Origin of the sequence: Streptococcus mitis (assembly GCF_008763935.1) — a bacterium.
Taxonomy (GTDB): domain Bacteria; phylum Bacillota; class Bacilli; order Lactobacillales; family Streptococcaceae; genus Streptococcus; species Streptococcus mitis_DB.
On record NZ_VTQF01000003.1, the window covers coordinates 393691 to 406995 of the forward strand.

Sequence of the window (13305 nt, forward strand, 5' to 3'; positions counted from 1 at the left end):
TATGTTATACTGAAACTAACATGATTATTGGAGGTTAGGATGAAAAAACTCCCCTTGGTATTTTCTGGTTGTTTGCTAGGTTTGGCAGGAGCTGGAAATCTCGTTTTAGATACGTTGCCGGTTCTGTCCCATCTGTTGAGTCTGACAGGTTTGGTTTTGTGGACTTACTTTCTAATGCTGCATCTCTTTAATTGGAAGGAAACCAAGCAAGAATTGACCAAGCCTCCTCTTTTGTCAGGAATGGCGACCTTTCCCATGGCTGGGATGATTTTATCGACTTATGTCTTTCGAGTCTTCCCTCATTTCCCTTTGGTAGCGCAAGGACTTTGGTGGTTTTCATTTCTCTTGGATTTGGCCTTGATTGTTGGTTTCACCATCAAATTTGCCTGTCCAGGTAAGAGAGTCAATGCGACACCGAGCTGGACGGTTCTCTATGTGGGGATAGCAGTGGCAGCCTTGACTTATCCACTGGTAGGCATTATCGAGATTGCCTATGCGACCCTGAGTTTTGGTTTTCTCTTGACCTTCTATCTTTATCCCCTTATTTATAGTGATTTAAAGAAACATCCGCTCCCACTAGCCATGCTTGGACAAGAAGGAATCTACTGTGCTCCTTTCTCTCTGCTCTTGGCTTCCCTGGTTCGAGTTGGAGGAGCCAGCCTACCGACTTGGCTCCTGATTGCCATGATTTTGGCTTCTCAATCCTTCTTTTTCTTTGTTTTAACTCGTCTACCTAATATTTTAAAACAAGGCTTTCAACCAGCCTTCTCAGCCTTAACCTTCCCAACCATTATCACGGCTACCTCGCTCAAGATAGCTCAGGGAATATTGAAGCTTCCATTTCTAGATTATCTGGTAGTGGCTGAAACCGTTATATGCCTAACTATTTTATTCTTTGTATTAGGCGCTTATCTGATTTGGTTACGAAAAAAGGTCTAGCTAGAAATAGCTAAACCTTATTTTTTATGGTTTGATGACCTCAGCTCCACCCATGTATGGACGAAGTGCTTCTGGGATGGTCACAGAACCATCTTCATTTTGGTAGTTTTCAAGAATAGCAGCCACTGTACGTCCAACTGCAAGTCCAGAACCGTTCAAGGTATGGAGGAGTTTCACCTTGCCGTCTGCTTCATCACGGTAACGGATTTGGGCACGACGGGCTTGGAAATCTTCTGTGTTTGAACAGCTTGAAATTTCACGGTAGGTATTTTGCGCTGGAATCCAAACTTCCAAGTCGTAAGTTTTAGCAGCTGAGAAGCCCATATCTCCTGTAGAGAGAGCAACGACACGGTATGGAAGGTTAAGTTTTTGAAGGATATTTTCAGCGTTGGCTGTCATTTTTTCCAATTCTTCGTAAGATTCTTCTGGTTTGGCAAATTTAACCATTTCAACCTTGTGGAATTGGTGCAAACGAATCAAGCCACGAGTATCACGGCCAGCTGAACCAGCCTCAGAACGGAATGAAGGACTCATAGCAGTGAAGTAGATTGGCAGGTCTTTGCCGTCTAGGATTTCATCACGGTAGTAGTTTGTTAGAGGAACCTCAGCTGTAGGAATAAGGACATAATTGCTGTCGCTCAATTCAAAAGTATCTTCCTTGAATTTTGGATATTGACCAGTTCCAAACATAGAATCGTGGTTAACTATGTAAGGCGTGATGACTTCAGTGTAGCCTTCTTTTCCGTGTTCATCTAGCATAAAGTTGTAGATAGCACGTTCTAGGCGAGCTCCAAGACCTTTATAGAAGAGGAAACGAGCCCCAGTCACTTTACCACCTCGTTCCCAGTCAAGAATATCAAGGTCTTCACCAAGGTCCCAGTGAGCTTTTGGCTCGAAATCAAACTCTCGTGGAGTACCCCAACGGCGAACTTCCACATTGTCATCTTCGTCAGCCCCAACCGGAACGCTATCAGCTGGAATATTTGGAAGAGTAGTGGTAAATTCTGTCAATTTAGCATCGATGTCTGCCAATTCAGCATCCAAGGTTTTAACCTCAGCAGATAGATTTTGCATGGCAGCAATCTTGTCATCTGCATTTTCCTTGTTGCGCTTAGCTTGGGCAATCTCAGCAGAAACTGTGTTTCGTTCTGCTTTGAGAGTTTCAACCTTGACCAAAATGTCACGACGTTTAGCATCGATTTCTTTCATCTCGTTTAAGACAGCAGCATCTACACCACGTGTAGCCAATTTTTCTGCGACAGCATCAAAGTCTGTACGAATACGTTTGATATCTAACATAAGAACTCCTTTATGAAAAAAGCACACCTGACAAAGCGTTGGAGTGGCAGGGCCACGGTTCCATCCAACTTCACAGGTGTGCACTTGATTGTGTATGTAATTGTTACTAACGGTAGAATTTCACCTATCCCTCCTATCTGCTCGCAGCACCCGCAGACTTTCTGAAAGAAGAAGATAACCTACTTATCCGTTGCTATGATTATACTAAAGTTTCTACTTTTTTGCAAATAGATTTTTAAATTTTTGACCAATGGTCTGGAGTAGAGTCGGAAGTTTCACGACCTTGTCATTGCCTAGTTTTTCGCGAGCAATTTTGAGAATGGCACCTGAGTCTTTTGAAGCAAAGAGGAATTTTCCTCTGTCTGTAAAGACTTCGAAGTGGCGACTGATTTTTCGCCCAGTGACATTGGCCCCAATCTGGTTGATATGGCTCCAAGGAATTTGGATAAATTGTTCGACGTTGACATCTGGGTAAAATTCAAGAGCCTGATCTCCGACAAGAAATTTCCCAACTTTCCCAGCTATAGAGAGGTAGGAGGTGCCTGTCGTATTGAGGAGCACTGTTTTGTTAAGTGATTGAGCCATGCTTAGTCTTCCTTACTTTCACCGAAAAAGGCATTGTAGAGGGCTTTGATTGCTGCTTTCTCTTGGTCTTTATTGACAACAAACATGATAGAAACTTCACTAGAACCTTGAGACATCATCTGGATGTTGATCTTGTTTTCAGATAGAGCGCGTGTTGCAGTAGCAGTTACTCCGATATGACTCTTCATCTTTTCACCAACAATCATAATGATTGAAAGGTCGTGTTCGATTTCTGCATGATCTACTTCAGCCTTTTGAACCAACTGACGAAGGATTTCTTCTTCCTTGATAGGAGTTAGTTCACGAGAACGAAGAATGATTGAAAGATCGTCGATGCCTGTTGGCATATGTTCCCAACCGATGTTAAAATCTTCAAGGATTTGCAGAACCTTGCGACCAAATCCAACCTCACGGTTCATGAGGTATTTCGACATATTAATGCTGACAAAGCCTGAGTCACCAGCAATTCCCACAACTGGGAATTCATCACTACTGTGTTTTAGAACGATACGAGTACCTGGATGGTCAGGATTGTTGGTATTCTTGATAACCAGAGGAATCTTTCCTCGGTAGGCAGGAAGAAGAGCTTCGTCATGAAGAACTGAGAATCCTGCATAAGCCAACTCACGCATTTCACGGTAGGTCAACTCAGGGATCGAGTGTGGTTGGTGGATAATGCCTGGGTGGGCTGCAAAGATACCATCAACGTCCGTAAAGTTTTCATAGAGGTCGGCCTTAACACCTGCAGCAATGATAGAACCTGTAATATCAGAGCCTCCACGTGAGAAGGTACAGATTTGATTTTCCTTGGTAACCCCAAAGAAACCAGGAATGACCAGGACTTCATTTGCATTCGTCAATTCCTCAATCTTGTCATAACTTGATGGAATGATTCGAGCATGACCAGGTTCACTTGTGACCACAATACCAGCTTCTCGAGGGTGCACATAGCGTGCATCAATACCATTTTGGTTAAAATAGGCAGCAATCAATTTGGCATTGTTGTTTTCACCCGCTGCTAGGAAAGTATCGTAGAGAAATTCGTTTTCTTCGATAGGAAGAGTTGCCAAGGCCCGAATACTTTTTGAAATTTTTTCTAGCACAGCTGGTTTAAGACCTAGTTCACTAACCATAGCGGCATAGCGGTCGATAATCCAGTTTTGGCTCTTGCTAATATCGTTACCAGCAACATAATCGCGGTAGTATTTAATCAAGGCATCTGTAACCTTAGTATCTTCAGCATTGCGTTTACCAGGGGCAGAAACGACTACAAAACGACGCTCTGAATCGCTTTTGACGATGTTTAAAACTTTTTCTAATTGACTAGCAGAGGCAAGAGAGCTACCTCCAAATTTAACAACCTTCATAAGAACTCCTAAAGTAAGTATTTTATACGATTATAGCAGAAAGAAAGGCTTTTTTCAATGAAGAAAATAAGATGATTTCTAGGATAAAGCGAGCCTTTCTAATCGGCTGAGACACTTTCAGTCGATTTTTTCTTGCTTTCTACTCCTAAAAAAGATATACTTTGAAAATAAAATAATTTAAACTGCTTATAAAATAAAAAGGAGTCCAGATGGAACACATTATTTATCAGCTTGAAGAGGATTTGGCAATCCTTACCTTGAATCGTCCTGAGGTCGCGAATGGTTTTCATATTCCTATGTGTGAGGAGATTTTAGAAGCTCTGACTTTGGCAGAAGAGGATCCGGCTGTGCATTTTGTCTTAATCAACGCGAATGGCAAAGTCTTTTCAGTTGGGGGAGATTTAGTAGAGATGAAGCGGGCGGTGGATGAGGATGATATTCCATCATTGACAAAAATCGCAGAATTGGTCAATACTATTTCTTATAAAATCAAGCAAATTGCTAAACCTGTCTTGATGGAGGTTGATGGGGCTGTTGCAGGTGCCGCAGCAAATATGGCTGTTGCTGCAGATTTCTGTCTGGCAACGGATAAGGCTAAATTTATCCAAGCCTTTGTTGGAGTTGGCTTGGCTCCGGATGCAGGAGGAATTCATCTCTTGAGTCGAAGTATTGGTGTGACGCGTGCTGCTCAATTAGCCATGACAGGTGAGGCTTTGTCCGCAGAAAAAGCTCTGGAGTGGGGTCTTGTTTATCGGGTCTCTGAAGCTGATAAACTTGAAAAGACGAGAGAACAGCTTCTTAAAAAATTGAGACGCGGGTCAGCTAATTCCTATGCTGCCATCAAGAAGTTGGTTTGGGAGAGTCAATTTAAAGACTGGCAAGATTATGCTGCTTTAGAACTGAACCTACAGGAATCACTAGCGAAAACAGAGGATTTCAAAGAAGGAGTTCGGGCTCATTCGGAAAGAAGACGACCTAAATTTACAGGAAAATAAAAAAATACTTGCACCATTCTTTGAACTTTGATATAATTCTTTTGTCAAATGTTTTGATTCTAAAAGTTTTTTTGAAAAGGAGGGAAGGAAAGATTGGACTACCAACGAATTAATGAATATTTAACGTCTATATTTAACAATGTCCTCGTTATTGAGGAAGTTAGCTTGAGGGGTAGTCGTTTCAAGGATATCTCCATCAAAGAAATGCATACGATTGATGTGATTGGAAAAGTTCCAGATGTGACACCAAGTCAAGTGTCAAAAGAGTTGATGGTGACTCTTGGGACAGTTACAACTAGTTTGAATAATCTCGAACGCAAGGGTTACATTGAACGCATTCGTTCAGAACATGATCGACGTGTGGTACATCTGCATTTGACAAAGAAAGGTCGCTTGGTTCATAGGCTACATAAACGCTTCCACAAGGCCATGGTTGAAAAAATCATTGATGGTATGAGTAAGCAAGAAATTGAGGTTATGAGCAAAGGTTTGACCAATCTTTATCAATTTTTGGAGGATTTGAGATAATGGCTTTTGCAAAAATAAGCCAGGTTGCTCATTATGTGCCAGAGCAAGTGGTTACAAATCATGATTTGGCTCAGATTATGGATACCAATGATGAGTGGATTTCAAGTCGGACGGGAATACGTCAAAGACATATTTCAAGAACAGAATCTACTAGTGATTTGGCTACAGAGGTTGCTCAGAAACTGATGGCAAAAGCTGAAATCACAGGAGAAGAGCTGGATTTTATCATTCTAGCTACTATTACTCCAGATTCTATGATGCCCTCTACAGCTGCTCGTGTCCAAGCCAATATTGGTGCTAATAAGGCCTTTGCTTTTGACCTAACAGCAGCTTGCAGTGGATTTGTATTTGCCTTATCAACTGCTGAAAAGTTTATCGCTTCTGGTCGCTTTCAAAAGGGCTTGGTGATTGGTAGTGAAACCCTCTCTAAAGCAGTCGATTGGTCAGACCGATCAACAGCTGTTTTGTTTGGAGATGGTGCTGGTGGAGTTTTGCTAGAAGCTAGCGAGAAAGAGCATTTTTTGGCTGAGAGTCTCAATAGTGATGGGAGTCGTAGCGAGTGTCTAACTTATGGACATTCAGGCTTGCATTCTCCGTTTTCAGATCAAGAAAATGCAGATTCATTTTTGAAGATGGATGGGCGCGCGGTCTTTGATTTTGCTATTCGGGATGTAGCCAAGTCTATCAAGCAGACTATTGATGAATCTCCTATAGAGGCGACAAACTTGGATTATCTGCTACTTCATCAGGCTAATGACCGTATTTTGGATAAAATGGCTAGAAAAATCGGTGTTAACCGAGATAAACTTCCAGCCAATATGATGGAATATGGCAACACCAGTGCAGCCAGTATCCCGATTTTACTTTCAGAGTGTGTAGAACAAGGCCTCATCCGTTTAGATAGTAGCCAGACTGTTCTTTTATCAGGCTTCGGTGGAGGCTTGACCTGGGGCACGCTCATTCTTACAATTTAGGTAATCATGTGGTGAACACATTGTTATAAAAAAACTATTTATTTTAAAGGAGTCCTATCATGGCAGTATTTGAAAAAGTACAAGAAATTATCGTTGAAGAACTTGGAAAAGACGCATCAGAAGTAACACTTGAATCAACTTTTGATGATTTGGACGCAGATTCATTGGACTTGTTCCAAGTAATCTCAGAAATCGAAGATGCTTTTGATATCCAAATCGAAGCAGAAGATGACTTGAAAACAGTTGGTGACTTGGTTGCCTACGTTGAAGAGCAAACAAAATAAACAGAATATTAATAGAAGGAGTAGGGAAACCCGCTCCCTCTTGTTTAGGCAATAGTTTGATCGTCAAATTATGACGGTATCGAACTATTACGTAAGCAAGAAACGATGGAGGCACTATGAAAACACGTATTACAGAATTATTGAACATTGATTATCCTATTTTCCAAGGAGGAATGGCCTGGGTTGCTGATGGTGATTTGGCAGGAGCTGTTTCCAAGGCTGGAGGACTAGGGATTATCGGTGGGGGGAATGCCCCTAAAGAAGTTGTCAAGGCAAATATTGATAAAATCAAATCATTGACTGATAAACCCTTTGGTGTCAACATCATGCTCTTGTCTCCCTTTGTGGAAGATATTGTAGACCTCGTTATCGAGGAAGGGGTTAAGGTAGTTACAACAGGCGCAGGAAATCCAAGCAAATACATGGAACGTTTCCATGAAGCTGGTATTACGGTTATTCCTGTTGTACCAAGTGTTGCCCTAGCTAAACGCATGGAAAAAATCGGTGCGGATGCTGTTATTGCAGAAGGAATGGAGGCCGGGGGGCATATCGGTAAATTAACAACCATGACCTTGGTTCGCCAGGTTGCTGCTGCTGTATCTATTCCAGTTATTGCTGCAGGAGGGATTGCGGATGGTGAAGGTGTTGCAGCTGGCTTTATGCTAGGTGCAGAGGCTGTTCAGGTTGGAACTCGTTTTGTCGTTGCAAAAGAGTCTAATGCCCATCCAAATTATAAGGCGAAAATTTTAAAAGCTAGAGATATTGATACTACGATTTCAGCTCAACACTTTGGACATGCTGTTCGTGCGATTAAAAATCAGTTGACTCGTGATTTTGAACAAGCTGAAAAAGATGCTTTTAAACAAGAAAATCCAGATTTGGAAATTTTTGAACAAATGGGAGCAGGTGCTCTAGCCAAAGCGGTTGTTCACGGAGATGTGGATGGTGGATCTGTTATGGCAGGTCAAATTGCAGGCCTTGTTTCCAAAGAAGAAACCGTTGAAGAAATCCTAAAAGATTTGTATTACGGAGCAGCTAAGAAAATTCAAGAAGAAGCCTCTCGTTGGGCAGGAGTTGTAAGAAATGACTAAAACAGCCTTTTTATTTGCTGGTCAAGGTGCCCAGTATCTAGGTATGGGACGGGAACTCTATAATCAGTATCCGATTGTCAAAGAAACGATTGATCAAGCGAGTCAGGTACTCGGTTATGATTTGCGTTATCTTATTGATACAGAAGAAGAAAAACTCAATCAGACCCGCTATACGCAACCAGCTATTTTAGCAACTTCAGTTGCTATCTATCGTTTATTGCAAGAAAAGGGCTATCAACCTGATATGGTTGCTGGTTTGTCTCTTGGAGAATATTCTGCCTTGGTAGCTAGCGGTGCCTTGGATTTTGAAGATGCGGTTGCTTTGGTTGCTAAGCGTGGAGCCTATATGGAAGAAGCAGCTCCTGCTGGCTCTGGCAAGATGGTAGCAGTTCTCAACATGCCAGTAGAGGTCATTAAGGAAGCCTGTCAAAAAGCTTCTGAACTTGGAGTGGTTACTCCAGCAAACTATAATACACCTGCACAAATCGTGATTGGCGGAGAAGTGGTGGCAGTTGATCGAGCTGTTGAACTTTTGCAGGAAGCAGGTGCCAAACGCTTGATTCCTCTCAAAGTCTCAGGACCTTTTCATACCGCTCTCCTTGAGCCTGCTAGCCAGAAACTAGCTGAAACTCTAGCTCAGGTAAGTTTTTCAGATTTTACTTGTCCCCTAGTCGGCAATACAGAAGCTGCTGTCATGAAAAAAGATGACATCGCTCAACTCTTGACGCGTCAGGTCAAGGAAGCAGTTCGTTTCTATGAAAGCATTGCGGTTATGCAAGAAGCAGGCGTAACCAACTTTATCGAGATTGGCCCGGGGAAAGTCTTGTCAGGTTTTGTCAAAAAAATTGATAAGACCGCTAAACTAGCCAATGTTGAAGATCAGGCGAGTTTGGAAGCCTTGCTAGAAAACAAGTAATCCCTTCTCCCATAAATACAAGAGGAAACAGGAGAAAAAAATGCAACTAAAAAATAAAAATATCTTTATTACAGGTTCGAGTCGTGGAATTGGTCTTGCCATTGCCCACAAGTTTGCTCAAGCAGGAGCCAATATTGTTTTAAACAGTCGTGGGGCAATCTCAGAAGAATTGCTCGCTGAGTTTTCAAACTATGGTGTCAAGGTGGTTCCCATTTCAGGAGACGTGTCAGATTTTGTAGACGCTAAACGTATGGTTGATCAAGCTATTGCAGAGCTGGGTTCAGTAGATGTTTTGGTTAACAATGCAGGAATTACCCAAGATACCCTGATGCTCAAGATGACAGAAGCAGATTTTGAAAAAGTGCTCAAGGTTAACTTGACTGGTGCCTTTAACATGACACAATCAGTCTTGAAACCGATGATAAAAGCTAGAGAAGGTGCTATCATTAATATGTCTAGTGTTGTTGGTTTGATGGGGAATATCGGTCAAGCTAACTATGCAGCTTCTAAGGCTGGTTTGATTGGTTTTACCAAGTCTGTGGCGCGTGAAGTGGCCAATCGCAATATCAGAGTTAATGCTATTGCACCTGGAATGATTGAGTCCGATATGACAGCTGTTCTATCAGACAAGGTAAAAGATGCCATGCTGGCGCAAATTCCTATGAAAGAATTTGGGCAGGCAGAGCAGGTTGCAGATTTGACAGTATTTTTAACAGGCCAAGATTATCTAACTGGTCAAGTGGTTGCCATTGATGGTGGCTTAAGTATGTAGCAGAAGCTAGAGGTAAAAAAGATGAAACTAAATCGCGTAGTAGTAACAGGTTATGGAGTAACATCTCCAATCGGAAATACACCAGAAGAATTTTGGAATAGTTTGACAACTGGAAAAATCGGAATTGGTCAAATTACGAAATTTGATCATAGTGACTTTGATGTGCATAATGCAGCAGAAATCCAAGATTTTCCTTTTGATAAATACTTTGTTAAGAAAGATACCAATCGTTTCGATAACTATTCTTTGTATGCCTTGTACGCAGCCCAAGAGGCTGTCAATCACGCTAATCTCGATGTAGAGACTCTTGATAAAGATCGTTTTGGTGTTATTGTGGCCTCTGGTATTGGTGGAATCAAGGAAATTGAAGATCAAGTGCTTCGCCTAAATGACAAAGGGCCAAAACGTGTGAAACCATTGACCCTTCCGAAAGCCTTGCCAAATATGGCTTCAGGAAATGTTGCTATGCGTTTTGGAGCAAACGGTGTTTGTAAATCTATCAATACTGCCTGCGCTTCATCAAATGACGCGATTGGGGATGCCTTCCGCTCAATTAAATTTGGTTTCCAAGACGTTATGTTGGTAGGTGGTTCAGAAGCCTCTATCACACCTTTTGCTATTGCTGGTTTCCAAGCCCTAACTGCTCTCTCAACTACAGAGGACCCAACTCGTGCTTCCATTCCATTTGATAAGGACCGTAATGGTTTTGTCATGGGTGAAGGTTCTGGGATGTTGGTTCTTGAAAGCCTTGAACACGCTGAAAAACGTGGGGCTACTATCCTGGCTGAAGTAGTTGGTTACGGAAATACTTGTGATGCTTACCACATGACTTCACCACATCCAGAAGGTCAGGGAGCTATCAAGGCCATTAAACTAGCCTTGGAAGAAGCTGAGATTTCTCCAGAGCAAGTAGCCTATGTCAATGCTCACGGAACCTCAACTCCTGCTAATGAAAAAGGAGAAAGTGGTGCGATTGTGGCTGTTCTTGGTAAGGAAGTACCTGTATCATCAACCAAGTCTTTCACAGGACATTTGCTAGGTGCTGCAGGTGCGGTAGAAGCTATCGTAACCATCGAAGCTATGCGTCATAACTTTGTACCAATGACAGCTGGGACAAGTGAAGTATCAGACTATATCGAAGCCAATGTCGTTTATGGACAAGGCTTGGAGCAAGAAATTCCATACGCTATTTCAAATACTTTTGGTTTTGGTGGCCACAATGCAGTTCTTGCTTTCAAACGTTGGGAGAATAAATAACTATGAATTTAAACGATATTAAAGACTTGATGGCCCAATTTGACCAGTCAAGTTTGAGAGAATTTTCTTATAAAAATGGGACGGATGAGTTGCAGTTTAGCAAGAATGAAGCGAGACTGGTGTCTGAAGTTGCAGCTCAAGTCGCTTCAGCGCCCGTTCTAGCAACACCAAGTCCAGTAGCTCCTACATCTGCTCCAGTAGAAACTGTAATAGAAGAAACTTCGTCACCAGCAGAAGCAAGCGTAGCTGCTGAGGGAGATGTTGTAGAGAGTCCACTTGTTGGGGTGGCTTACTTGGCTGCTGGTCCTGATAAACCTGCCTTCGTCACAGTTGGTGATAGTGTCAAAAAAGGTCAAACATTGGTGATCATCGAAGCTATGAAAGTCATGAATGAAATTCCAGCACCTAAGGATGGTGTGGTAACGGAAATTCTCGTTTCTAATGAAGAAATGGTTGAGTTTGGTAAAGGATTGGTACGAATCAAATGATCGATATTCAAGGAATCAAAGAAGCCCTTCCCCACCGTTATCCTATGCTCCTAGTAGACCGTGTGTTGGAAGTGAGCGAGGATACCATTGTCGCCATTAAAAATGTGACTATCAATGAGCCCTTCTTTAACGGCCATTTTCCTCAATACCCTGTTATGCCAGGTGTTCTGATTATGGAAGCCTTGGCGCAAACTGCTGGTGTCTTGGAGTTGTCTAAGCCTGAAAATAAAGGAAAACTGGTCTTTTATGCTGGTATGGACAAGGTTAAATTCAAGAAGCAAGTTGTACCAGGTGACCAATTAGTTATGACGGCAACGTTTGTAAAACGTCGTGGCACCATAGCTGTGGTTGAAGCAAAGGCTGAAGTGGATGGCAAGCTTGCAGCCAGTGGTACTCTAACCTTTGCAATAGGGAACTAAGGAGGTTCTCCATGTTTCGAAAAATTTTAATTGCCAATCGTGGTGAAATTGCGGTCCGTATTATCCGTGCGGCGCGTGAATTAGGGATTGCGACGGTAGCGGTTTATTCAACTGCTGATAAGGAAGCCCTTCATACGCTTTTGGCAGATGAAGCGGTTTGTATCGGTCCTGGTAAGCCTACAGAGTCTTATCTCAATATTAATGCGGTTCTATCAGCTGCAGTCTTGACTGAGGCTGAGGCTATTCACCCAGGTTTTGGATTTCTCAGTGAAAATTCCAAATTTGCAACCATGTGTGAAGAGGTGGGGATTAAGTTTATCGGCCCATCTGGTCATGTCATGGATATGATGGGAGACAAAATCAATGCGCGTGCTCAGATGATCAAAGCTGGTGTTCCAGTCATTCCAGGTTCGGATGGAGAAGTGCATAACTCTGAGGAAGCTTTGACTGTCGCTGAAAAAATTGGCTATCCTGTTATGCTCAAGGCTTCAGCAGGTGGAGGTGGTAAAGGGATTCGTAAGGTTGAAAAACCAGAAGACCTCGTTTCAGCCTTTGAAACGGCCTCTAGCGAAGCCAAGGCCAATTATGGAAATGGTGCCATGTACATAGAACGGGTCATCTATCCAGCTCGTCATATCGAGGTTCAAATCTTAGGAGATGAACACGGAAATGTGATTCACTTGGGGGAACGGGATTGTTCTCTTCAACGGAATAACCAAAAGGTTTTGGAAGAAAGTCCTTCAATTGCAATCGGAAAAACGCTGCGTCATGAAATCGGTGCGGCTGCTGTTCGAGCTGCAGAGTCTGTTGGTTATGAAAATGCAGGGACCATTGAGTTTCTTCTTGATGAAGCCAGTGGTAAATTCTATTTTATGGAGATGAATACTCGTGTACAAGTAGAACATCCAGTAACAGAATTTGTTTCAGGTGTGGATATCGTTAAGGAACAGATTCGCATTGCGGCAGGTCAGCCTCTGTCTGTTAAGCAAGAAGATATTGTCCTACGCGGTCATGCCATCGAGTGTCGTATCAATGCAGAAAATCCAGCCTTCAACTTTGCTCCTAGTCCAGGTAAGATTACCAATCTCCATCTGCCAAGTGGTGGAGTTGGCTTGCGCGTGGATTCAGCAGTTTATCCAGGCTATACCATTCCACCTTATTATGATAGTATGATTGCTAAAATCATCGTTCACGGTGAAAATCGTTTTGATGCCTTGATGAAAATGCAACGTGCCCTCTATGAATTAGAGATTGAAGGGGTGCAGACCAATGCAGATTTCCAGCTTGACCTCATTTCAGATCGCAATGTCATTGCTGGAGATTACGATACTTCCTTCTTGATGGAAACCTTTTTACCCAAGTATCAAGAAAAAGAATAAAATGACTTCAAG

The 13305-nt window shown here is 42.4% G+C and carries 15 protein-coding genes; 12 read left to right on the plus strand and 3 right to left on the minus strand.

Features of this window, described 5'->3' with window-relative positions:
* Positions 1–39 precede the first annotated feature (39 nt).
* The gene (locus F9B91_RS06950; RefSeq protein WP_150922817.1) at positions 40–939 is read left to right on the plus strand and encodes a TDT family transporter; all 900 of its coding nucleotides are present in this window, start codon (positions 40–42) and stop codon (positions 937–939) included.
* A gap of 24 nt (positions 940–963) precedes the next feature.
* On the opposite strand, the gene serS is transcribed toward F9B91_RS06950, so the two are convergent.
* The 3 genes from serS to F9B91_RS06965 all read right to left on the minus strand — a co-directional run bounded on the left by serS (position 964) and on the right by F9B91_RS06965 (position 4190).
* Complete coding sequence (gene serS, locus F9B91_RS06955) at positions 964–2238, minus strand: serine--tRNA ligase (protein WP_150922818.1); 1275 nt, start codon at positions 2236–2238, stop codon at positions 964–966.
* A gap of 213 nt (positions 2239–2451) precedes the next feature.
* Positions 2452–2823, minus strand: a complete 372-nt coding sequence (locus tag F9B91_RS06960) for a DUF956 family protein (protein ID WP_033689300.1) — start codon at positions 2821–2823, stop codon at positions 2452–2454.
* A 2-nt stretch (positions 2824–2825) separates the two neighbouring features.
* On the minus strand, positions 2826–4190 hold the full coding sequence (locus F9B91_RS06965; protein WP_150922819.1) for an aspartate kinase: 1365 nt from the start codon (positions 4188–4190) through the stop codon (positions 2826–2828).
* A gap of 209 nt (positions 4191–4399) precedes the next feature.
* Here F9B91_RS06965 and F9B91_RS06975 point away from each other — a divergent pair, with 209 nt between their 5' ends.
* The 11 genes from F9B91_RS06975 (at position 4400) to accC (ending at position 13293) form a co-directional block, all read left to right on the plus strand.
* Complete coding sequence (locus F9B91_RS06975; RefSeq protein WP_045612219.1) at positions 4400–5185, plus strand: enoyl-CoA hydratase; 786 nt, start codon at positions 4400–4402, stop codon at positions 5183–5185.
* Between the two features lie 93 nt (positions 5186–5278).
* Positions 5279–5713, plus strand: coding sequence for a MarR family winged helix-turn-helix transcriptional regulator (locus tag F9B91_RS06980; RefSeq protein WP_000386355.1), 435 nt, complete (start codon positions 5279–5281; stop codon positions 5711–5713).
* A complete protein-coding gene (locus tag F9B91_RS06985) occupies positions 5713–6687 on the plus strand; it encodes a beta-ketoacyl-ACP synthase III (RefSeq protein ID WP_125393738.1) in 975 nt (324 codons plus the stop codon). The genes F9B91_RS06980 and F9B91_RS06985 overlap by 1 nt, the downstream gene beginning before the upstream one ends.
* Positions 6688–6746: 59 nt before the next feature.
* A complete protein-coding gene (locus F9B91_RS06990) occupies positions 6747–6971 on the plus strand; it encodes an acyl carrier protein (RefSeq protein ID WP_000257838.1) in 225 nt (74 codons plus the stop codon).
* A gap of 116 nt (positions 6972–7087) precedes the next feature.
* The gene (fabK, locus tag F9B91_RS06995) at positions 7088–8062 is read left to right on the plus strand and encodes an enoyl-[acyl-carrier-protein] reductase FabK (RefSeq protein ID WP_045612217.1); all 975 of its coding nucleotides are present in this window, start codon (positions 7088–7090) and stop codon (positions 8060–8062) included.
* The gene (fabD, locus tag F9B91_RS07000) at positions 8055–8978 is read left to right on the plus strand and encodes an ACP S-malonyltransferase (protein WP_150922820.1); all 924 of its coding nucleotides are present in this window, start codon (positions 8055–8057) and stop codon (positions 8976–8978) included. The genes fabK and fabD overlap by 8 nt, the downstream gene beginning before the upstream one ends.
* 40 nt (positions 8979–9018) lie before the next feature.
* Entirely contained in the window at positions 9019–9750 is a 732-nt protein-coding gene (gene fabG / locus F9B91_RS07005; protein ID WP_150922821.1) for a 3-oxoacyl-[acyl-carrier-protein] reductase, read from the plus strand.
* 21 nt (positions 9751–9771) lie between these two features.
* Positions 9772–11007: a beta-ketoacyl-ACP synthase II gene (gene fabF, locus F9B91_RS07010; protein WP_000774075.1), complete on the plus strand. Its 1236-nt coding sequence runs from the start codon at positions 9772–9774 to the stop codon at positions 11005–11007.
* A 2-nt stretch (positions 11008–11009) separates the two neighbouring features.
* Positions 11010–11495: an acetyl-CoA carboxylase biotin carboxyl carrier protein gene (gene accB / locus F9B91_RS07015; RefSeq protein WP_045612211.1), complete on the plus strand. Its 486-nt coding sequence runs from the start codon at positions 11010–11012 to the stop codon at positions 11493–11495.
* A complete protein-coding gene (gene fabZ, locus F9B91_RS07020) occupies positions 11492–11914 on the plus strand; it encodes a 3-hydroxyacyl-ACP dehydratase FabZ (protein WP_000565515.1) in 423 nt (140 codons plus the stop codon). The genes accB and fabZ overlap by 4 nt, the downstream gene beginning before the upstream one ends.
* An 11-nt stretch (positions 11915–11925) precedes the next feature.
* A complete protein-coding gene (gene accC, locus F9B91_RS07025) occupies positions 11926–13293 on the plus strand; it encodes an acetyl-CoA carboxylase biotin carboxylase subunit (RefSeq protein WP_000488686.1) in 1368 nt (455 codons plus the stop codon).
* The last annotated feature ends 12 nt before the right edge of the window (positions 13294–13305 follow it).